At 50.9% G+C, this 20,830-nt stretch carries 20 protein-coding genes; 13 read left to right on the plus strand and 7 right to left on the minus strand.

The features are described from left to right. Complete coding sequence (locus ACTNE6_RS03975; RefSeq protein ID WP_442498681.1) at window positions 1-666, minus strand: MotA/TolQ/ExbB proton channel family protein; 666 nt, start codon at window positions 664-666, stop codon at window positions 1-3. Between the two features lie 73 nt (window positions 667-739). Further along, window positions 740-1,465, minus strand: coding sequence for an energy transducer TonB (locus ACTNE6_RS03980; protein WP_194970973.1), 726 nt, complete (start codon window positions 1,463-1,465; stop codon window positions 740-742). Window positions 1,466-1,950: 485 nt separating this feature from the next. On the opposite strand from ACTNE6_RS03980, the gene tgt reads away from it, so the two are divergent. From tgt to nhaD, 13 genes are all read left to right on the plus strand, one after another. Beyond that, entirely contained in the window at window positions 1,951-3,066 is a 1,116-nt protein-coding gene (gene tgt, locus ACTNE6_RS03985; protein ID WP_442498682.1) for a tRNA guanosine(34) transglycosylase Tgt, read from the plus strand. Window positions 3,067-3,106: 40 nt separating this feature from the next. Continuing rightward, window positions 3,107-3,460, plus strand: a complete 354-nt coding sequence (gene yajC / locus ACTNE6_RS03990) for a preprotein translocase subunit YajC (RefSeq protein WP_194970960.1) — start codon at window positions 3,107-3,109, stop codon at window positions 3,458-3,460. A 76-nt stretch (window positions 3,461-3,536) separates the two neighbouring features. After that, on the plus strand, window positions 3,537-5,387 hold the full coding sequence (gene secD / locus ACTNE6_RS03995; RefSeq protein WP_442498683.1) for a protein translocase subunit SecD: 1,851 nt from the start codon (window positions 3,537-3,539) through the stop codon (window positions 5,385-5,387). A 20-nt stretch (window positions 5,388-5,407) separates the two neighbouring features. Continuing rightward, entirely contained in the window at window positions 5,408-6,343 is a 936-nt protein-coding gene (secF, locus tag ACTNE6_RS04000; protein ID WP_442498684.1) for a protein translocase subunit SecF, read from the plus strand. Window positions 6,344-6,438: 95 nt separating this feature from the next. After that, window positions 6,439-6,870 (plus strand): nucleoside-diphosphate kinase, encoded by a 432-nt coding sequence (ndk, locus tag ACTNE6_RS04005; protein ID WP_194970957.1) that lies wholly within the window; start codon window positions 6,439-6,441, stop codon window positions 6,868-6,870. Next, a complete protein-coding gene (gene rlmN, locus ACTNE6_RS04010; protein WP_434483047.1) occupies window positions 6,845-7,957 on the plus strand; it encodes a 23S rRNA (adenine(2503)-C(2))-methyltransferase RlmN in 1,113 nt (370 codons plus the stop codon). The genes ndk and rlmN overlap by 26 nt, the downstream gene beginning before the upstream one ends. Further along, the gene (gene pilW / locus ACTNE6_RS04015; RefSeq protein ID WP_442498685.1) at window positions 7,947-8,711 is read left to right on the plus strand and encodes a type IV pilus biogenesis/stability protein PilW; all 765 of its coding nucleotides are present in this window, start codon (window positions 7,947-7,949) and stop codon (window positions 8,709-8,711) included. The genes rlmN and pilW overlap by 11 nt, the downstream gene beginning before the upstream one ends. Before the next feature lie 17 nt (window positions 8,712-8,728). Next, the gene (gene hisS / locus ACTNE6_RS04020; RefSeq protein ID WP_442498686.1) at window positions 8,729-10,006 is read left to right on the plus strand and encodes a histidine--tRNA ligase; all 1,278 of its coding nucleotides are present in this window, start codon (window positions 8,729-8,731) and stop codon (window positions 10,004-10,006) included. 69 nt (window positions 10,007-10,075) lie between these two features. Beyond that, entirely contained in the window at window positions 10,076-10,723 is a 648-nt protein-coding gene (locus tag ACTNE6_RS04025) for a YfgM family protein (protein WP_442498687.1), read from the plus strand. Continuing rightward, window positions 10,723-11,916 carry an outer membrane protein assembly factor BamB gene (gene bamB / locus ACTNE6_RS04030; protein WP_194970952.1) on the plus strand — a complete coding sequence of 398 codons (1,194 nt, stop codon included), beginning with the start codon at window positions 10,723-10,725 and terminating at the stop codon, window positions 11,914-11,916. The genes ACTNE6_RS04025 and bamB overlap by 1 nt, the downstream gene beginning before the upstream one ends. A 5-nt stretch (window positions 11,917-11,921) precedes the next feature. Beyond that, window positions 11,922-13,322, plus strand: coding sequence for a ribosome biogenesis GTPase Der (gene der, locus ACTNE6_RS04035; RefSeq protein ID WP_434483043.1), 1,401 nt, complete (start codon window positions 11,922-11,924; stop codon window positions 13,320-13,322). Window positions 13,323-13,429: 107 nt separating this feature from the next. Continuing rightward, window positions 13,430-13,924 (plus strand): thiol peroxidase, encoded by a 495-nt coding sequence (gene tpx, locus ACTNE6_RS04040; RefSeq protein ID WP_442498688.1) that lies wholly within the window; start codon window positions 13,430-13,432, stop codon window positions 13,922-13,924. A 247-nt stretch (window positions 13,925-14,171) separates the two neighbouring features. Continuing rightward, window positions 14,172-15,587, plus strand: a complete 1,416-nt coding sequence (nhaD, locus tag ACTNE6_RS04045) for a sodium:proton antiporter NhaD (RefSeq protein ID WP_442498689.1) — start codon at window positions 14,172-14,174, stop codon at window positions 15,585-15,587. A gap of 333 nt (window positions 15,588-15,920) precedes the next feature. On the opposite strand, the gene ACTNE6_RS04050 is transcribed toward nhaD, so the two are convergent. From ACTNE6_RS04050 to rsxE, 5 genes are all read right to left on the minus strand, one after another. After that, on the minus strand, window positions 15,921-18,575 hold the full coding sequence (locus ACTNE6_RS04050) for an MMPL family transporter (RefSeq protein ID WP_442498690.1): 2,655 nt from the start codon (window positions 18,573-18,575) through the stop codon (window positions 15,921-15,923). 263 nt (window positions 18,576-18,838) lie between these two features. Further along, entirely contained in the window at window positions 18,839-19,048 is a 210-nt protein-coding gene (gene tatA, locus ACTNE6_RS04055; RefSeq protein ID WP_442498691.1) for a twin-arginine translocase TatA/TatE family subunit, read from the minus strand. Window positions 19,049-19,302: 254 nt separating this feature from the next. Continuing rightward, window positions 19,303-19,485, minus strand: coding sequence for a hypothetical protein (locus ACTNE6_RS04060; RefSeq protein WP_194970946.1), 183 nt, complete (start codon window positions 19,483-19,485; stop codon window positions 19,303-19,305). 20 nt (window positions 19,486-19,505) lie between these two features. Then, a complete protein-coding gene (locus ACTNE6_RS04065; RefSeq protein WP_194970945.1) occupies window positions 19,506-20,099 on the minus strand; it encodes an electron transport complex protein RnfA in 594 nt (197 codons plus the stop codon). Between the two features lie 43 nt (window positions 20,100-20,142). Further along, window positions 20,143-20,820 carry an electron transport complex subunit RsxE gene (rsxE, locus tag ACTNE6_RS04070; protein WP_442498692.1) on the minus strand — a complete coding sequence of 226 codons (678 nt, stop codon included), beginning with the start codon at window positions 20,818-20,820 and terminating at the stop codon, window positions 20,143-20,145. Window positions 20,821-20,830 lie beyond the last annotated feature (10 nt).

Here is a 20,830-nt window from a genome sequence, read left to right on the forward strand (position 1 = left end):
CTATTCCTTGTTTTGAGCATCTGTACTTAATGCGGCATGCATGAAGCTGGTCACGAAATTTTCCAATCCGGCACGTTGCAGTTTGACGCGGCGCAGGAAAAAGTTGTAAGCCAGCACGGCCGGTACGGCGACGGCAATGCCGATAGCAGTGGCGACAAGGGCATCGCCAATAGGGCCGGCTACGACATCGAGGCTTGTTGAACCACTTTCGGTGATTTGGTGCATGGCGTGCATGATGCCCAAAACCGTTCCGAACAGGCCAACGAACGGCGCCGTGCTGCCGATACTGGCCAGCAAGGTCAAACCGCTTTCCATCAAATGTTGCTCTTCCTGCATTTGAACGAAAAGAGATTGTTCCAGCAGTTCGCTGGGCGTGCCGCGAAACTTAAGGCTCTTGGCGGAAACTTGTCGACTCTCGGCCAGCCAAGCCAAACCTTGGCGTGCAATTCGCGCTTGCGGTCCCCTGAATGCGCTTGCAGGTAAAGCCTCTGCCTCAGCCAGTGTGGCAGAGGCCCAAAACGCGCTGTTGAAAAGCCGATTCCAGGCGCTGTTTTTCCAGAATTGCCAGGATTTAAAGATAATAAGCGTCCAGGTTGCTACCGAAAACGTCAATAGAACATAGAAAGTCCCATCGACAATAACGGTAGGGGATATGTGATGAAGCATTAAGATCTTCTCCTTCTTGAGTCATTCAAAGTAAAAATAACGGGATTGCATGAATACAAGACATTCAAGCCCATCACTTCGATAATTTAAATTTAAGTATTTGCACCGCGCGTTGCGCAACCGCTACGCCATTGACCAGTTTTTCTTTAAATTGCCATTTTTTGATGGCATCCATCGCCGCATCGTCGAAAATATCGGTGGGCTCGGCCTCGACAACGACGGCATCCGATACAGTCCCTTCCGTCGTGATGGTGAATTCGATTTTAACCCAGCCTTCAATATGCCGATTCGCCGCACGGGTAGGGTACTTAGGCGGAACGCGCACGAGCGGCATGATGCCCGAAACGACTGTTTTGGTATCGGCTTTTGCCGCTCCGGTCTTCTCAGCAGGTTTGCTCGACTGATTAATGGTCGGCTGGGGAGTCGCCGGTGCAGGCGTTTCCGCTTTTTGTGCCGAATCAGAAAACGATGGCGGAGCCGGGAGCGGTTGCTCGACAATAGGCTGTGGTTTTGGAAGCGCCACAGGCTTGCTAACTTCCGGCGTTTTCTTTTTGACTGATTGTTTGACAGGCGGCTTTTTCGGCTGAATTTTTTTGGGCTCGACCGGCTTTGGCTTGGGCGGCGCCGGTTTTGGCGGAGAAAGGGGCGCGACTGCGGGTTTGGGGCTTGGCGCGGAAAGCAAAGCCACTTCCATTACCTTAGGCGGTTTTTTCGGGCTGTCGGGTTCATTCGGCTGTAATAGCCAGACAATGACCAATAAATGCAGCAGTAGCACTAGAATCGCTACTAATCCAACCATCGGGCGGAGGCTTGCCTCGGCAGTCAATCTGTCAAATAGGGTTGGTTTTTCTTGCACTATCGGTATCATAACGTCGCTGAAATTCATTAAATCCTGATCAGTTGAGCGTCGCTCTGTTGTGAATAGTCTTGCAAATATCTAAAACTTGAGGTTGCTTACGGTCGGATTGGCGCCGGGGCGGATAGGGTTTGAAAAAAGCTTTGGGCCGGCGTATTCATCATATCGATGTGTTGTAAGGCGCGCTATTTTAGCCCAGCCGCTTAGTAAAAGGTAAATTTTTTTAATAATCTCAAACAATTATTTGAACGAGCATGAATCAGAGCAGTCTTAGGCTGTCAATGATCGACATGTCCGCCGTTCGCTCAGTCTATCGGTTGTTTTTGTCTGTAAGTTGAACAGTTTATTGCAGGAACTGTTGCAACTGTTGCACTAAAGATCCAAAAGGCTGGATAATCTCCGGCCTTTTTATGCGTTAAAGTAGTACCATGGAATTTAAGTTAATCAATACTGACGGTCACGCCCGGCGCGGCCAGCTCAAATTTGCCCGCGGCATTGTAGAAACCCCGATTTTCATGCCAGTTGGCACCTATGGCGCCGTTAAATCATTGACGCCGGAAGACCTGACCGGTGTCGGCGCCCAAATCATTCTGGGCAATACGTTTCATCTCATGTTGCGCCCGGGCACTGAAGTCATGAAGATCCATGGCGATCTGCATGATTTCATGGGGTGGGACAAACCCATCCTGACCGATTCCGGCGGCTTCCAGGTATTCAGTCTCGGCGCGTTAAGAAAAATTACCGAGCAGGGCGTCACTTTTAAATCGCCCATCAACGGCAGTTCGATTTTCATGGGGCCCGAAGAATCGATGCAGGTGCAGCGCGATCTCGGGTCCGATATCGTCATGATATTTGACGAATGTACGCCATACCCGGCAACCGTTCAGGAGGCGGCAGATTCCATGCGCCTGTCCTTGCGCTGGGCAGCTCGCAGCAAGCAAGCGCATGGCGATAATGAATCCGCTCTGTTTGGCATTGTGCAGGGCGGCATGTATGAGCATTTGCGCCAGGAGTCGATAGACGGTCTGGTCGATATCGGCTTTGACGGTTATGCTATCGGCGGCTTGTCGGTAGGCGAGCCGAAAGAAGAAATGATGAATACGCTCGACGTCGTGCATCCTAAAATGCCGGTGGACAAGCCGCGTTATCTGATGGGGGTCGGTACGCCGGAGGATCTGGTTGAGGCAGTCAGGCGCGGCATAGACATGTTCGACTGCGTGATGCCGACGCGCAACGCCCGCAACGGCCATCTTTTCACATCGACCGGCGTGATAAAAATCAGGAACAGCCAGTATCAATTCGATACCAATCCCCTGGATGAATCTTGTGGCTGCTATACCTGCCGCAACTATTCCAGAGCCTATCTGAAACATTTGGATCGATGCGGAGAAATGCTGGGCTCCAGGCTCAATACTATTCATAACCTGTACTATTACCTGAGCCTGATGCAAGGGTTGCGCGATGCGATTGAAAAGCAAGAGCTGGATGTTTTTGTCAAGCAGTTTTACCAACAACGAGGAAAAGCCGTGCCGACTGTGGCATAATGGCTGAATTTTAATTACATAATAACAACCGAGGATAACAATGAGTTTCTTTATTTCCGACGCCTTAGCGGAAGCCGCGGCTCCCGCCGCCCAACAACCCGGTATGGAAGGCATGATTTTTCCACTGGCCATCCTGCTGTTTTTCTATTTTCTGTTTCTGCGCCCGCAAGCCAAAAAAGCAAAAGAACAAAAGCAGATGCTGGCATCTCTCAATAAAGGCGTCGAAGTCGTGACTACAGGCGGAATTCTGGGCAAAGTCGTTGATCTGGATGAGAATTTTGTCAAGCTTGAAATCAGCGATAATACTTTCATTCAAGTCCAGCGCCATGCTATTGCCAGCCTGATGCCGAAAGGAACTTATAAAGCGGTAACTAAAAAGGTTAATAAAGCTTAATTATTGCCCCTGTGTCAGAGCTTGTCGGCAAGAAGCTGAGTCAGCTAAGACGCGGTTTAATCGTTGGAATAAAATAATGAATAACCGTTTCCCTCTTTGGAAAAATCTACTAATCCTGATTATCTTCATTATCGGGCTTATTTATACATTGCCGAATCTATACGGCGAAGACCCTTCTGTTCAGGTGACATCTACACGAGACGTCAAGCTGGATCAGCAACAGGCTGGCCAGATCGAGTCAGCCGTCAAAGCCGCCGGACTTGCTCCAAAAACGATTGAGTACAAGGATGGCAGTTTTCTGATTCGCTTTAACAATACCGATGATCAGCTTAAGGCTGCCGATCTGCTCAGAGAGCAAATGGGCAGCAATTATACGGTGGCGCTAAACTTGGCGCCTAGGACGCCGGAATGGCTGCAATCCTTGGGCGGCAAGGCCATGTATTTGGGTCTGGACTTGCGCGGCGGGGTACATTTTTTGCTCGAAGTGGATATGGATGCAGCCGTCAAGCAGGCCGAGGAGCGCTATACTGAAGATGTCCGTTTGGCGTTGAGGGGCGCAAAGATGCATTATCAGTCAGTTTCCAAGGACAGCGGCTATATTAAGGTCAAGCTTAAATCGGCCGATGAAAAATCTGCCGTATTGGCTCTTCTGAAGAAGGATTTCCGTGCGTTGGATTTGACCGAGACCGATGCTCAGGATGAAATTTGGCTGAAGCTCTCTGAAGTCGAAATACGCGAGATTAAAAAATTCGCCGTAAGCCAAAACATGACTACATTGCGCAATCGAGTCAACGAGCTTGGCGTGGCGGAGCCTGTCATACAGCAGCAGGGCGAAAACCGTATCGTCGTGCAGTTGCCTGGTGTGCAGGACACGGCGCGCGCCAAGGAAATTCTAGGTACTACAGCGACACTGGAATACCGGCTTGCTGATGTCGAACATGATGTGCAAAAGGCTGTGCAGGGCCAAGTGCCTGTAAGCAGCCGTTTATATTACGACAAGAACGGCGCGCCTATTCTGTTGGATCGCCGCATTATTGTCACCGGGGACCAGATTGTCGATGCTCAATCGGGCATGGATCAGGATGGCCGGCCCATGGTATCGATCACGCTGAACGGCGTTGGCGCCACGAAGATGGGTAAGGTCACTCAAGCCAATATCGGCAGACCTATGGCTGTGGTTTTCATTGAATATAAAGTCAATACCAAAACGGTCAACGGTGAAAAAGTTCACCATAAAGAGAAAGTTGAACAAGTCATCAGTGTTGCGACGATTCGCGATGCCTTCAGCAAACGTTTTCAGACTACCGGGCTCGACAGTCCTCAGGAAGCGCGCAATCTGGCGCTTCTTTTAAGAGCGGGTGCATTGGCGGCGCCGGTTGACATCGTGGAAGAACGTACCGTCGGTCCAAGCTTGGGTCAAGAAAATATCGGTAAAGGTATCAATTCCAATGTCTATGGCTTCATGGCGGTGGCGTTCTTCATGATCGTCTATTACCGCGTGTTCGGTCTTTTTTCCATCGTCGCGTTGGGCGTGAACGTGTTGCTGTTGGTTGCGGTGCTATCCATGCTACAAGCCACATTGACGCTGCCGGGCATGGCCGGCATTGCGCTGACCGTGGGCATGGCCATCGACGCCAACGTGCTGATCAACGAGCGAATACGCGAGGAGCTCAGGCTCGGCATGACGCCTGGAGCCGCCATTTATGCCGGTTATGAGCGGGCTTTTGCGACTATTTTGGATTCCAACATCACGACCTTGATTGCCGGCATCGCGTTATTCACGCTGGGGTCTGGCCCCATTCGCGGTTTTGCGCTAGTGCTGTGTATTGGGATTTTAACTTCCATGTTCAGTGCGGTTGTTGTATCAAGAGCGTTGGTCAATTTCGTCTATGGTCGGCAGCATAAGTTGGATAAATTGGCTATCTGAAGATAGTATTTGAGGATTCAATGGAACTTTTTAAAATTAAACACGATATTCCGTTTATGCGTTATGGTCGGATTACCACGACCATTTCGTTAGTTACTTTTATTTTGGCGATACTGGCTTTAAGTTTTAAGGGACTTAATTTTGGCTTGGACTTTACCGGCGGTCTTCAAATCGAAGTCGGCTACAATCAGCCGGCCAACGTCGAAGCGATTCGAAAAGTATTGGAAGATCAAAAAATACCCGATTTTTCGGTGCAGAATTTCGGCAGTGTAAAGGAAGTATTAATCCGTGTGCCGATGATGCCTGAAACCAACGACACCAAATTGAGCGAAGTAATATTGGCAAAACTGAAAGAGCAGGATTCCAGTGTCGTGTTACGTAGCGTCGAGTTTGTTGGGCCGCAAGTCGGCCAGGAATTGTTCGAAAGCGGCGGACTGGCTATGCTGTTAGTCATAGCGGGGATTATGTTGTATTTGGCTATCCGCTTCGAGTGGCGTTTCGCCTTGGCGGCTATTATCGCCAATATGCACGATATCGTGATTATTCTCGGCATGTTCGCGTTTTTTCAATGGGAATTCACGCTGCCGGTGCTGGCCGGCATATTGGCGATATTAGGCTATTCGGTCAACGAATCGGTCGTGGTATTCGACCGGGTACGGGAAAATTTCCACAAGATGCGCGATACGAGCGTTCCCGACATGATCGATAACGCCATCACAACGACGATGTCTCGTACCATTATTACGCACTTTATGACGCAGACGATGGTATTGGCGATGTTTTTCTTCGGCGGTGAAGCGCTGCATAATTTTGCGCTGGCGTTGACTATCGGTATCGTGTTCGGCATTTACTCGTCGGTGCTGGTCGCAAGTCCTATCGTACTGTGGTTGGGCGTATCGAGAAAAGACCTGATGTCGGTCAAAAAAGAAACCGCTGAAATCGACGATTTGCCTTAGCGTTAACGGCTAAGTGGCTACAAGAACGGCCGTCAATCGGTTATAATAAGCATTTATTAATTAATTATTTATTTAAATTCGGAGTTTTAAAACACATGGCGATAGAACGCACTTTTTCAATCATCAAACCTGACGCTGTAGCAAAAAATGTTATCGGCGAAATCTACAGCCGCTTTGAGAAAAATGGCTTACAAATCGTTGCCGCTAAAATGGTGCATTTAACGCAAGAACAGGCCGAAGGCTTTTATGCTGAACACAAAGAGCGCGGCTTTTTCAAAGACCTGGTGGCTTTCATGATTTCAGGCCCGGTCATTATGCAGGTATTGGAAGGTGAAAATGCGGTTCTGAAAAATCGCGAACTGATGGGTGCTACCAATCCTAAAGAAGCAGCACCTGGTACTATCCGTGCCGATTTCGCCAACAGCATCGACGAAAACGCCGTGCATGGCTCCGATGCGCTGGAAACGGCCAAAAGAGAAATCGCTTTCTTTTTCTCAGACAATGAACTCTGTGCACGCACCCGCTAATCAAAGACGCATCAATCTCCTGGATTTCGACAGAAAAGGCCTCTCGGCTTTTTTTGTCGAGATCGGCGAGAAACCTTTTCGCGCAACGCAACTGCTTAAATGGATTTATCAGGAAGACGTTCAAGACTTCGACCTGATGACCAATTTAAGCAAGCCGTTGCGCGCTTATTTAAACGAACACTGCTGCATTGAAGCGCCCGACATTGTAGTTGAGCAAGTTGCTACAGACGGTACCTGCAAGTGGGCGATGCAGACCCAGTGCGGCAACCGTGTGGAGACGGTCTTCATTCCGGAGGAAGGGCGCGGAACACTGTGTGTGTCTTCGCAGATCGGCTGCGCTTTGGCCTGCTCGTTTTGCTCCACGGCCCAGCAGGGTTTTAACCGCAACCTGACGACGGCCGAAATTATCGGGCAGCTATTTGTCGCACAGAAGCGTCTGGGCTTCGATAACCGCATCACTAATGTCGTCATGATGGGCATGGGTGAGCCGTTGCTGAACTTTGACAACGTCGTGGCGGCCATGAACCTGATGATGGATGATTTCGCCTACGGGCTGTCCAAGCGCCGCGTCACGATCAGCACTTCCGGCGTTGTACCGGCCATGTATCGGTTGACCGAAGTCTGCGACGTAAGCCTGGCGGTATCGCTGCATGCCGTGACCGATGAACTGAGGGATGAACTGGTTCCCATCAATAAAAAATACCCGCTCAAAGAGCTGATGGCAGCCTGTAGAGAAAACGTCAAGATTGCGCCGCGCCGCAAGATTACGTTTGAATACGTGATGCTGGAAGGTGTGAATGACTCGCTGCAGGATGCGCGGGGATTGATTAAATTATTGAAAAACATACCATCAAAACTGAATCTGATACCGTTCAATCCTTTTCCGAACTCCCCTTACCGGTGTTCCAGCGACGAGACGATCAACCGTTTCAGAATGCTTTTGAACGAGGCCGGGATTGTCACGACAGTCAGACGCACGCGCGGCGAAGATATTGATGCCGCCTGCGGCCAACTGGTTGGGAAAGTCGCGGATAAAAGTCGTAGACATCTGAAAATCAAACTTGCGAGTTCCGAACGTGCAGCCTGAATCAAGCAAAGCCATTAAGTTTTTTAGCAGCGTTTTGTTAGCGTCGGCATTGACCGCCTGCGCCGGGATGGGTGGGGCAAGCGCAAAAAATAAAGAGTCTGCTGATGTCCACCTACAGCTGGGCGTGCGCTATATGGGCATGAACAAGCTGGAGTTGGCTAAAGAGAACCTGCTGGTGGCGCTGAAGAAAGACCCGGATAATGTCAAAGTGCATAATGCGCTGGCTTTTCTGTATGAAAAAATCAACCTGTATGACGAAGCCAATGATCATTATGAGACAGGATTGAAACTGGCGCCCGATGATCTGGGCGCGCAAAACAATTATGGCCGTTTCCTTTGCGAGCGAGGCAAATATGAAGAGGGTACCACCTTATTGACCCAGGCATCCTCCACGCCGTTGAATGACAGGCCGTGGATGGCATTGACCAACCTCGGCCGGTGCCATGTCGGCATGGGGCAGCCGCAACAAGCCGAAACGTATTTCCGGCAGGCATTGGACGCAAATGCGGCCTATGCGCCGGCATTGCTGGAAATGCAAAAGCTCAGCTATAAAAAAGGCGAGTATTGGGCGGCGAAAGGCTATTTGCAGCGCTATCTTGCCGTAGCGCCTCATACGGCTGAAACCTTATGGTACGCGATGCAGGCTGAGCGTGCGCTAGGCAATCAGGAGCCGGCCGAAGAATACCGGCAGCAATTATTGGAAAAATTCCCCCTTTCAGACGAAGCAAAAAAGACTCAGTCTGTTAAGCGATAACAGACCCTATCATACACATGGCAAATAATATTCAAGCAATTCGCGGGATGCACGACGTGCTTCCCGATCAGGCACCGCTCTGGCAATATGCGGAGCACATCATCAGAGACGTGCTCGGCGCTTATGGCTACAGCGAAATCCGGCTGCCTATCGTAGAAAAAACAGAACTTTTCAAACGCTCTATCGGCGAAGTGACCGATATTGTCGAAAAAGAAATGTATACGTTCGAAGACAGGAACGGCGACTCCTTGACGCTGAGGCCCGAAGGTACGGCCGGCTGCCTCAGGGCCTGCCTGGAACATGGCTTGCTGCATAACCAGGTTCACCGGTTATGGTATTATGGGCCTATGTATCGCCATGAGCGGCCACAGAAAGGCCGCTATCGCCAGTTTTTTCAACTGGGCGTGGAAGCCTACGGTATGGCAGGGCCGGATATCGATGTCGAGCTGATTCTGATGATCGACCGTTTATGGAAAAAGCTTGGCATCCGCAATAAAGTCACATTGCAGCTCAACTCGCTAGGCACGATTGCAGAGCGGGTGGCTTACCGTGAAAAACTGGTCAGCTATCTCCAGGGGCATCTGGATCTGCTGGATGAAGACAGCTTGCGCCGCCTGAATACCAACCCGTTGCGCATTCTCGATACCAAGAATCCGGCCATGAAAGAGGTAGTCGCCAATGCGCCCGAATTAATGGATTATCTGGGCGATGACAGCCGCAATCATTTTACTACCCTGACTGCCACACTCGATGATCTGGGCATCGCCTACGAACTCAACTCCAGATTGGTGCGAGGACTCGATTATTACGGCAAGACCGTCTTTGAATGGGTGACGGACGAGCTGGGCGCGCAGGGTACGGTTTGTGCGGGCGGCCGCTATGACAGCCTGATCGAGCAGCTGGGCGGCAAAGCCAATCACGCGGTCGGTTTCGCCATGGGCATGGAACGGTTGCTGGCCTTGATGGAAACGCTGGACAATGTTCCCGTGGCAAGACCGGTAGACGTTTACATGATCCGCGTAGGCGAGAAAGCCGAAAAGGAAGGCTTGCGTTTTGCCGAAGCCATCAGGAATGAAATTCCCGGCTTGAAGCTTCAGGTCAATTGCGGCGGCGGCAGTTTCAAAAGCCAGTTTAAAAAGGCCGATAAAATCGGCGCCGAATACGCCATCATTTTGGGTGATGATGAAGTCAGTCGCGGCGAAGTCGGCATCAAATCCTTACGGCATGAGCAAGAGCAGCAGACCTTGTCCCTGACGCAAACCATTGCATTTTTTAAAGAGCATCTGCAATCCTGATGGATTAGGGCAGTATCTGTCGGGCGCAACTTTACCGTTTCCTTAAATAATTACAGAAAGAGAAAGCACGTGGCAATTTACGATACAGAAGAAGAACAGGTAGAAGCGTTAAAAAAATGGTGGAAAGAAAACGGCGTATCAACCATTACCGGTCTGGCGGTGGGCATCGTCCTTATTCTGGGCTGGAACTACTGGCGAGATTATAAGAAAGATCAGGCCGGGCAAGCTTCAGCCTTATACGATCAGTTACTGTCAGCGGCTGATACCGGTAATAAGGAGTCGGCTGAAAAATTGGCCGAGCGCGCGCAAGCAGAGTTCGGCAAGACCGAATATGCGTCATACAGCGGACTGATGGAGGCAAAGCTGCAAGTTCAGAAGGGCGATCTGGCTGCCGCCAAGCAGACCCTGGAAAAACTTGCGGCAAAATCCAATGACGAAGTGAGTCACATCGCCCGGGTCAGACTGGTGCGTCTGATGCTCGCGACAGGCGAATACGAACAGGGGCTACAGGTCATCAATAAGGTTGACCCGGCCGCCTCATCAGGTTTTACGGCTATCTATGATGAATTACTGGGCGACCTATACGTCGCTATGGATCGCCGTGATGAAGCGCGCACTTCTTATCAGAATGCGTTAAGAAATGGATCTCAATCACCGTTGTTGCAATTTAAAATCGATGATTTGACTGCTCCAGAAATTGTGCAAAGTCAAAAATAATGCGCTTAATTACGCTTTTATTAGCTTGCCTTGTATTGACTGGTTGTGCGGCATTGGACACTGCTGGTGAGTCGCTTTCAGGCATAACCGATTACTTTACGGGGGGGGAAGACAATACCGATCCTCCTGCGGTATTAGGTGAAATTACACCTGAGATCCAGGTCGAAGTGCTTTGGAAAAAAAGCATCGGTGTCGGCGCGGATGAACATACGTTAAAGCTTGTTCCGGCCATAGGCGCCGGGAAAATACTGGCCGCGGATAGAGAAGGTCTGGTGCAGGCCAGAGAGCTGAGTACGGGTGATCTGAGCTGGGAAGCAGAAACCGAATTTCACTTTTCCGGCGGTCCGGGGCTGGGTGCCGGTACCGTGATTTTGGGTACCAGCGACGCTGAAGTTGTGGCTCTAAACTTTGAAAACGGGCAATTGCTCTGGAAAGCCGGCGTGTCCAGTGAAGTGCTTTCAGTGCCTGTCATCGCCAATGGGGTTGTTGTCGTCCGGACTACAGACGGTTCTGTTACTGCGCTGGATGAGAAATCCGGCGGTAAACTGTGGAGCTACGAGCAGAGCGTGCCGGCGCTTAGTGTGAGAGGAACCGGTTCGCTGCTGATCAGCGGTGATAACGTCATTGGCGGGTATGACAACGGCAAGCTGATTGCTTTGCGTCTGAACGATGGCAAGCATATCTGGGAAACCAGCATTGTGCTTCCGACAGGACGTTCCGAAGTTGAAAGGCTAGTCGATCTCGATGTGGACCCGATTGAAACGGATGGCGTTATCTATATCGCCAGTTATCAGGGCGGCATCGCAGCGGTTTCGGCAGGAGACGGTGACGTCATGTGGCGCAACGAGTCGATTTCGTCTTCCTCAGGTATGGCCAGCGACTGGCGCTATTTGTATCTAACAGATTCAAAGAGCGATGTTTGGCAGTTGGAACAGCGCACCGGCGCCTCATTATGGAAACAACAAGATCTGCATCAAAGAAAACTGACAGCTCCGGCCACTTATGAAAGTAATGTCGTGGTCGGCGATTTGGAAGGTTATGTGCATTGGCTGTCCACTAGCGACGGCAGACAGCTGGCTCGCGTCCAAGTGACCGACAGCGCTATAGATGCCAAACCCCTCGTGGTAGACAATACCGTTTACGTTTATGCTAAAGACGGCACGCTTGCCGCCTTAAGAGCTCGATCCTTATAAAAAATATGTTACCTGTAATAGCCCTGGTTGGGCGCCCTAATGTCGGCAAGTCCACATTGTTCAATTATTTAACACGCAGCCGCGAGGCGCTGGTGGCCGATTATCCCGGTCTGACCAGAGACAGGCAGTACGGACGCGTCAAACACGGCAGCCGCGCCTGTCTGGTGGTCGATACCGGCGGCATAGCCGACGATGCGGAAGGCATCGATAGCTGTGCCAAAAAACAGGTGCAGATCGCGCTCGATGAAGCCGATGTCATTTTTTTCATGGTCGATGCGCGCGAAGGGTTGAATGCGTCCGATCAGGTTATCGCTGACACGCTTAGAAAACTGAACAAGCCGGTCATCCTGGTCATGAATAAGGTCGACGGCATACATGGCGATGTGGCGGCTGCCGACTTTCATTCACTGGCGCTGGGCGAGCCGGTACAAATCGCCGCGACACATGGCCGTGGCATACCCGAATTATTGGCGCGCGCCGACCGGTTGCTGCCGCCTCCCGATAAAGAGGCAGAAGACCTGCGTGACGGCATCAGCGGCATCGGCATTGCCGTGGTCGGCCGGCCGAACGTCGGCAAATCGACACTGGTCAACCGGTTGTTAGGCGAAGAGCGCGTGGTCGTGTTCGATGAGCCCGGCACGACGCGCGACAGTATTTATATTCCGTTTGAGCGTGACGGCAGGCAGTTCACGCTGATCGATACGGCCGGTATGCGCCGGCGCTCAAAAGTGTCTCTAGGCATCGAAAAGTTCAGCGTCATCAAGTCATTGCAGGCGATTGAAAAAGCCAACGTCGTCATCTATCTGATAGACGCCAGCGAAGGCATCACCGATCAGGATGCGCATTTGCTAGGACTCGTGCTGGAAGCGGGCAGGGCCCTGATTATCGGCCTGAACAAATGGGATGGCTTGACCACGGAGCAGAAAGAAACCGTCAAGCGGCAGATGGATGTCAAACTGTCGTTTCTAGATTTTGCTGAAAAACACCCGATTTCCGCGCTGCACGGCAGCGGCGTCGGCAAACTGTTCGATGTCGTGCATACCCTGTACGATTCGGCCATGCTCGATATGAGCACGCCGGCGCTGACGCGGATATTGAGCGAAGCGACGGCTGCGCATCAGCCGCCTTTGGTGAATGGGCGCCGAATCAAGCTCAAATATGCCCATCAGGGCGGCCGCAATCCGCCTATTGTGGTCATACACGGCGTTCAGACCGATGTGTTGCCGAGTTCCTATAAGCGTTATTTAATGAACTATTTCCGCGACAAACTAGGTCTGAAAGGAACACCTATCCGTCTGGAATTCAAATCGCCGGCCAATCCCTTTCACGGCAAGAAAAACAAATTGACCGAGCGCCAAATACAAAAACGCAAGCGGCTGGTAAAGCATAACAAAAGTAAAAAGTGATGCCAGGGGTGATGGGCAGGCAAGCAATGAGCAGATTGCTCATCAGCGTTATCGAAACGTTAAAGTCGACATGTGTAAATTGATTACCCACCTGGAGGATACAAACGATGGCTACAATTAAATTTCAAGGCAAACCGTTACATACATCGGGTGAATTGCCCGCAGTCGGCAGCAAGGCGCCGGACTTTACATTGGTCAACGGCAAATTGCAGGAAGTGACGCTGGCGACTTATGCAGGTAAAAGAAAAGTTCTGAATATCGTGCCGAGTCTTGATACGCCCGTATGCGCCGCGTCAACGCGTAAGTTCAATGAAAAGGCCTCACGCCTGGACAATACCGTTGTTCTGGTGGTTTCGGGGGATCTGCCTTTTGCGCAAGCCCGCTTTTGTGAAGCGGAAGGTCTCAAAAATGTGATTCCGCTGTCAACCTTCCGTTCCAGTTTTACCGATGACTACGGTGTCCGTATTACCGACACCATTCTTGCCGGTTTGGCGGCTCGCGCCATTGTCATTCTGGATGAAAATGACAAGGTGGTTTATACGCAACAAGTTGATGAAGTAGCCAACGAGCCAGATTACGAGAGCGCACTGGCGGCACTTTAATCATCGGGTGTTCAGATGACTTAAGAAATTCCCCCGCGCCTTGAATTGATCAAGGATTATAAACAGTGTTTTTACCAAAAAGAGCGATAGCCGTGTTTGAATAAGAAGGTCGGCAGTCGTAAACTAGTAACATGCGTACAAGCTGCTGGCGGGCTTGCCATATCTTCTAAAGCCCGCCATTTTAAGTCCAGATTCTCCATAATATTTCTCCATAAGCTTTATGTTTAGAAAACTTTCGCCATACTTGATGGCTTTAATCTCTTTTGGCCTGCCGGCGCTAGCTCTGGCGGGTGAAAATGCTGCCGTGGATCCCCTGCAACCGTTAAATCTGACCTTGCATTGGGTGGGGTATTCGGCAATTGCGGTTTTTGTCGTGGCTTATGTGCTTGCTATGTTCGAAGAAGTCACCGAGCTTCGCAAATCAAAGCCCATGGTATTTGCAGCCAGCTTGATCTGGGTGTTCATCGCTTTCATTTATGTTAACGGAGGCATGGGCGAATCTGCAGGAAAGGCCTTCCGTGCCAGCCTGGAAGGGTTTGCCGAGCTGTTTTTGTTTATCATGGTTTCCATGGCTTACCTCAATGCCATGGAGGACCGGAACGTTTTTGAAAATCTGCGCATCTGGCTGTTGAGCAAAAATTTCAGCTATCGGCAGTTATTCTGGATAACGGGCTGGATGTCTTTCGGGCTGTCCTCAGTCTGTAACAATCTGACCACGGCTCTGCTGATGGGGGCTGTGTTACTGGCCATGGGCAAGGACAACAAGCGTTTTATCACCGTAGCCTGTGTAAATGTCGTTATTGCCACTAATGCCGGCGGTTCGTTCAGTCCTTTCGGAGATATTACGACGCTATTGGTTTGGCAGAAAGGGGTCGTGCCGTTCATCAGTTTTTATTCGCTGTTAGTTCCGGCCATCGTCAACTTTGCGCTGCCTGCGGCAATCATGCATTTCTGGATTCCCAAGGCGCAACCTGCGGCGGCCAGTGAAGCGCCTGTCATCAAACGTGGTGCCGGCATCATCATTTTTCTGTTCCTGATGACTATCGTAACGGCGGTTTGTTTTGAGAATTTCCTTGACCTGCCGCCGGCAGCCGGCATGCTGATGGGCCTGACTTACTTGAAGTTTTTTAGCTACTACATGCAAAAGACGCCTGGCAAAACCAATGGCGCGCCGGATACCGACGCAATGGACATTCCGATGATAGGAGGCAATGGCCAGCATGAGTTCGATGTATTCAAGAACGTAGCCAATCTGGAATGGGACACGCTGCTGTTTTTCTACGGCGTCATGATGAGCGTTGCCGGCTTGAGCTTCCTGGGTTATCTGGAACTCGCCTCGCATTTCCTATACGGCGAAATCGACCCGACTATTGCCAACATTTTGGTGGGCATCTTTTCGGCGTTCATTGATAACGGTACGATCATGTATGCCGTATTGACCATGCTGCCGGATATTTCCCAAGGTCAATGGCTGCTGGTCACGCTGACCGCAGGCGTGGGCGGCAGTCTGCTGGCTATTGGATCGGCTGCCGGTGTCGGCTTGATGGGACAAGCAAAAGGTATCTACACGTTCAGCAGTCACTTGAAATGGATGCCTGTTATTTTGCTGGGTTATTTCGGCAGCATCGCCGTGCATTTCCTGATCAACGCGGACTATTTCTAATCCTGCCGTTTCTGCCGGTAGTGCGCATAACGCTGCCGGCAGAAACGGCTTATCCAGCCTATTCAATCAATCCCGTCGCATTGGCGCATTTCCTGAATAAACCCGGGTAAATCGGATTGTTCCAATCATCAGCTCATGAAAGGGGGATCTGGCTCAGCCCTTGCGTGAGATTAAAATTCCCACTGCTGTCCGAACTTATAGTTCGGAGAATCGAGATAAAACCTGAATGTTCAGCATAAAGTCGCGAGCCCGCCATATCGGTGTATGGAATCTCAAGAAGGGAGACAGAAGCCGTCAATCATTCATGACTAACGGCGTTAAGTCAGTATGCCGTTAAAGAATTGATTGACGGGATCGTTTCTTTAAAAGACGCGGCTTGAATCTGAGCATGCTAAAGGCCGGCAGGACAACCAGCGCGCAAACCAAGGTCAGGAGCAGGCCCATGGCGAGCAGAATGCCCATCGAAGCCGTGCCTTGATGCGTCGTGAACGCCAAGCTGCCGAAACTGAATATCGTGGTCAGGGTGCCGAAGAAAACGCCCTGAGCCTCGCTGCCGCTGAGCATATTGCCGTCGTTTGATCGCAGGTAGTGTAGCCGGTGCGCCATGTGAATGCCGCTGTCTACGCCGAGACCGAACAACAGCGGCAAGGCAATGATGTTGGCGAAATTGAACGGCATATCGATCAGCACGGTCATGGCCGCCGTGAACAGGGATGCGAGCAGCAGCGGCAGCAGCACCAGCAAGGTATCCTTGACATTGCGCATGATAATGAGCAGCAGCAGGGCAATGACTCCGAAGGCAACGGCAAAAGCCTGCTGGAATGCACGGATGACTTCGTTCATGGATTCAAGATAGCTGACCGGCAGATCGGTGACATGCGGGTCGACTTGCTGCGCTTCCAGGATAAATTCGCGCATGTTTTCCAGGTCGTTCAGATCTTTTTTCGGGAAAGCCTGAATCCGGTAGATACCGTCTTTGCTGAGCCAGCGTTCGCTCAAATCCTTAGGCAGCGTTTCAAGCTTGATCGGGCCGGCCTGCAGGCTGGTTTGCAGGATTTGTATTGTCGACGGCAGCGAGTTCAGCATGCTGGCCTGAAGCTGGTTCAGCATCGCTTGGCGTGTTTCGGCATCGACCGATTGCAGTTTGGCGAGAAAACGCTCCAGCGTAGCGTCCAGCTCGGCCATGACGCTGCTGTTGTCTGTTGCCAGGCGTTTTTTGAGTGCTGCCTGGAATTTTTGCAGGGACTCGATTTGGGCATTTTCTTTGGATGGCTCGGGGAAATTATCGAGTACAGGGCCCACTATCAAGGCGAGTTCTTCTATCAAGGCCAGCTTGTCGTCCTGATCTTCGGGGATAAAGTCGAACAGCGTCACAGCCTTGTCTACCGTGCTCAGTTTTTCCAGGCGCGCTTCCTTGTTCTTTGCTTCAGCCTCAGAATTTGCCAGAGATGTTAGCGTCATCGGTGAAGTATCCTCGGATTGCAGCAGGTATTTAAAGGTTTTGACCGACTCGGTGTTCGGGTCGCGCAAATTGATCGGATTGAAATCCACTTTGACTTGCGTCAGCAATGCCACGGAGATCGCGGCTAAAATATAGGTAACCCAGCGGATCGGGCGTGCATAGACCAAAGGCCAGTTCGATGTCAGCTTGGAGTAGATCTGGTCACTCTCTTCTATTTTCCGCACTTTGGGCGGCATGATTTTTATCAGCGCCGGCAGGACGGTAAAAGTCGTTGAAAGCGCTATGACCAGGCTGGTGCCGGCAATGATGCCCAGTTCCGATACGCCGAGATAATTGGTCGGAATAAAGGCGAACAGGCCGATCGCCGCCGTGAGCGTGCACAAGGCCAGCGAGCCGCCGGTGGATGTGAGCGTATCGCGCAAAGCCTGACGCGGATTTTCGCCGCGCTGCCTCAGTTCGCGGTAGCGCAGGCAAAAATGCGAGGAATAAGCGTCGCCCATGCCGATAAACAGCACGCCGAAGGCGATCGAAATCATGTTCAAGTGGCCGACAGCGAGTGTAGCGAAGCCCAGGGACAGCACCAGGCCCATGGTCAGCGTGAAAAAAGTCGCGAACATCAGCTTGAAGGAACGATAGGCGATCCAGAGCGTGATGCAGACCAAAAACATGGAGGCGATGCCTGCTATGGTAGTGCCCTCGGTAACCGTTTGCATTTCTTCATATTCCAGCACGACTTCTCCGGTCATGCGGACGCTGACATCGGCGGCATCGCCAGCCAGTGACGAGGCAATGACCTGATTGATGGCTGTCAGGCTTTTCTCGGCGGGCAGGTACTCCTGAAAATTCAAAATCGGCGTAGCAATGATAAAGCGTTTGGTAACACCTATTCCCGATGTTCGATCCATCATCAGTTGCTGCCACGATAACTGATAGGGACGGCCATCTTGCGCCGCTTGCAAAGCTTCGTTGGTCTTGCTGAAGACGGCATTCATATCGAGTTCGGTGTCATTGGACTCATCCAGCGCCTCCCCGAAGAGCTCGAATAATCCGTTCAGGCTATTGTCCTGCGACAGCTTGCCCATAAAAGGCTGGGCATTGGCGAGTTTCGTGGAGAGGTCCTGCAGTTCTTTCAGGCTCAGATAAAGCAGGCCGTTGCGGTCGAAAAACTCGCCTTCATCGGGAAGGTAAACGGATTTGATCTGGTCTTTTTGCTGGCGCAGGCCGGCGCTGATGCGCTTGACTGCGGCAGTGGTCTGCTCGGGCGTTTTGCCCTCCACAATCAGCAAGATAGTGTTGGCATCCTGAGGGAAGGCCTTTTCCAGGCGCCTGCGATCCTGCTGGAACTGCAGATCGGGTGAAAGCATCTCGCCCGTGTTGGTATTGACTGTGAGGTTGTTCACCGTGTATTGGAGAACGAAACCACTGACGACCACGGAAAATAAGAGTAGCCACCAGGGCCTGTTAAGGATGTTTTCTTCCCACCAGAGAATAGTTTTGACCAGGAGGTTGTCGGTTGTTTTACTCATCGAACGCTTCAAGGATTGTGGTTAGGCTGGCTGTTTTGCCGCCGTGCGCAATTATTTTTATTCTGCACGAAAAAGCCAGCCTGACGGAGTAGATTGATAAACTGACAAGTATAAACAACTATGGCTGAGCCGCAAAACTGCTTATCATTAAAAAAAGTGGGGATTTAATGTACGGACGGCCTGTCAGTATTATTTTTCTGGATGTTGGCGACTACTGTAATCGAATGGGGAAGGTCAATAACATGCAATCAAATAGGACACTGCTAGTTTCCTTCGCTTTTTTGGGAGGGTTTTTCACTGTCTTTGTCTTTCTCTTCATCGCCCGCTGTGCCTTCTTCGCCTTCTTTAACAGCTGAACGAAAGTTTTTAATCGCGTCTCCTAAATCGGTGCCGAGCGTACGCAGACGTTTAGTGCCAAAAATAACGATGATGATGGCTAATACGATTAACAGTTTAGTAACGCTGATACCCATTTTTAACTCCAATAAGTTGTGTAAATGACTAGCATATTAGCTAGTTGAAATTTGCTTGGCAAAATGATTTCAAAAATATATTGAAAAACCCTTATATAGCACGGCTACGAGCAACGGAAGTCACTGATAAATTAGGCATTAGCTGGCATTTGAGCTCCAAGTATTTTAAGGGCAAACTGGAAAGATTCGCTCGGGGCAGAGAGTCAGCCTTGTTGTCAGCCTGACAGAAATGGTCGGCATGAGCCAAGTCGGGCCTATTCCTTGTTTTCGCAATGGTTAGCCTGGCAGCCGCAGCTTTTTCCGCAACCTAAGCCTTCTTCTTTGGCAGGACCGAATTCAGGGTATTTGGCGGCTATTTTTCTCGCGGCTTGTTGAACCAGAATCCAGCCCAGCATCAAGGAAAAGATAACGCCGAACGCAATTAAAAAATTAATCATGGATATATCCTGTTGATAGACTAGGTTGCACTGCCACCCAAGCCCGCAAAGCCCATGAATGTCATGGACAGAATGCCGGCCAGCATCATGCTCAAACCGGCCGCCTGGGTAACGCTGGGCATGTTGGCCAGTTCCAGTTTTTCTCTCAATCCGGCCATTAGAATCAAGGCCAGGGCGAAACCTGCGCCAGCGCCGGCGCTGAAAGCCACCGATTGCAGAAAGCCATAGCCTCTGGCGGTCTGGATCAAAGCAACGCCCAATATCGCGCAGTTGGTCGTGATTAACGGCAGATAAATGCCCAATGCCCTGGATAATACCGGGCTGAATTTCTTTAGCGTCATCTCCACCAATTGTACCGCGGCCGCGATAATGGCGATATAGCTGATCAGGCGTAAGAATTCAAGCCCGTACTTGACCAGGATGACATTGATGCCATAGGCACAGATGGAACTGATCAGCATCACGAACGTGGTCGCTATACCCATGTTGATCGCGGTGTCACGTCTTGCCGATGTGCCTACGAAAGGACACAGGCCTAAAAACATCGCCAATACGAAGTTGTTGATTAAAAAAGCATTCAGGAATAAGTAGCCTAATGATTCTTCGGTTTGCATAATAGGTATCTCGGGTAATTAAAAGGCCAAAGCTTCAAGCCGATCAAGAATTATGCTTGACTGTGCAGTGCGTGGCGGCATCGCTGCTGATGATTTTTTTCGTTTGACGTTGTTCAATCCATTTGAACAGTATCAGCCAGCTGCCTAACACAATGAATCCACCGGGCGGCAAGATCATGACAACCCAGGGTTCAAAGCTGTCGCTGAACACTTGAAAGCCAAGCAGTTTGCCGGAACCCAGCAGCTCCCTGACGCTGCCCAGGCAGGCCAGCGCAAAGGTAAAGCCCACGCCCATGCCGGCAGCGCTGACGACGGATTTGTTGAAAGAGTTTTTGGATGCATAGGCTTCGGCGCGGCCCAGAATCAGGCAGTTCACGACGATCAGCTGGATAAAGGCGCCCAAGGCGTTGTACATCTCCAGGCTGATGGCCTGAATCAGATAATCCACCAGCGTCACGAATGTGGCGATGATAATGATGTAAGTCGTGATGCGGATTTGCTTAGGGATAAAATGGCGCAGTCCCGAGACCAGGGCATTGGAACCGACCAGTACGAAAATAGTGGCCGCGCCCATGGCCAGCGCATTGGCCAGCGAGTTGGTGACGGCCAGGGTAGGGCACAACCCCAGCATCATGACGAAAATCGGGTTTTCCTTCCACAGCCCTGCGGTAAATATTTCCAGTGTCACCGGCGTTTCTTGTTTAGGGGCGGGCGTTGACATACATCACCTC

It is taken from the genome of Methylobacter sp. sgz302048, from assembly GCF_052162025.1.
Classification (GTDB): domain Bacteria; phylum Pseudomonadota; class Gammaproteobacteria; order Methylococcales; family Methylomonadaceae; genus Methylobacter.

What these genes read in the sequence shown, in the direction of transcription:
- yajC (WP_194970960.1), top strand. Translation starts at nt 3,107, where the DNA reads ATGAGTTTCTTTATTTCCGACGCCTTAGCGGAAGCCGCGGCTCCCGCC.
- ACTNE6_RS04050 (WP_442498690.1), bottom strand. Translation starts at nt 18,575, where the DNA reads ATGAGTAAAACAACCGACAACCTCCTGGTCAAAACTATTCTCTGGTGG.
- rlmN (WP_434483047.1), top strand. Translation starts at nt 6,845, where the DNA reads ATGAACTCTGTGCACGCACCCGCTAATCAAAGACGCATCAATCTCCTG.
- ACTNE6_RS04065 (WP_194970945.1), bottom strand. Translation starts at nt 20,099, where the DNA reads ATGCAAACCGAAGAATCATTAGGCTACTTATTCCTGAATGCTTTTTTA.
- ACTNE6_RS03980 (WP_194970973.1), bottom strand. Translation starts at nt 1,465, where the DNA reads ATGGTTGGATTAGTAGCGATTCTAGTGCTACTGCTGCATTTATTGGTC.
- secF (WP_442498684.1), top strand. Translation starts at nt 5,408, where the DNA reads ATGGAACTTTTTAAAATTAAACACGATATTCCGTTTATGCGTTATGGT.
- hisS (WP_442498686.1), top strand. Translation starts at nt 8,729, where the DNA reads ATGGCAAATAATATTCAAGCAATTCGCGGGATGCACGACGTGCTTCCC.
- der (WP_434483043.1), top strand. Translation starts at nt 11,922, where the DNA reads ATGTTACCTGTAATAGCCCTGGTTGGGCGCCCTAATGTCGGCAAGTCC.
- tatA (WP_442498691.1), bottom strand. Translation starts at nt 19,048, where the DNA reads ATGGGTATCAGCGTTACTAAACTGTTAATCGTATTAGCCATCATCATC.
- rsxE (WP_442498692.1), bottom strand. Translation starts at nt 20,820, where the DNA reads ATGTCAACGCCCGCCCCTAAACAAGAAACGCCGGTGACACTGGAAATA.
- ndk (WP_194970957.1), top strand. Translation starts at nt 6,439, where the DNA reads ATGGCGATAGAACGCACTTTTTCAATCATCAAACCTGACGCTGTAGCA.
- ACTNE6_RS04060 (WP_194970946.1), bottom strand. Translation starts at nt 19,485, where the DNA reads ATGATTAATTTTTTAATTGCGTTCGGCGTTATCTTTTCCTTGATGCTG.
- secD (WP_442498683.1), top strand. Translation starts at nt 3,537, where the DNA reads ATGAATAACCGTTTCCCTCTTTGGAAAAATCTACTAATCCTGATTATC.
- tgt (WP_442498682.1), top strand. Translation starts at nt 1,951, where the DNA reads ATGGAATTTAAGTTAATCAATACTGACGGTCACGCCCGGCGCGGCCAG.
- ACTNE6_RS03975 (WP_442498681.1), bottom strand. Translation starts at nt 666, where the DNA reads ATGCTTCATCACATATCCCCTACCGTTATTGTCGATGGGACTTTCTAT.
- tpx (WP_442498688.1), top strand. Translation starts at nt 13,430, where the DNA reads ATGGCTACAATTAAATTTCAAGGCAAACCGTTACATACATCGGGTGAA.
- bamB (WP_194970952.1), top strand. Translation starts at nt 10,723, where the DNA reads ATGCGCTTAATTACGCTTTTATTAGCTTGCCTTGTATTGACTGGTTGT.
- nhaD (WP_442498689.1), top strand. Translation starts at nt 14,172, where the DNA reads ATGGCTTTAATCTCTTTTGGCCTGCCGGCGCTAGCTCTGGCGGGTGAA.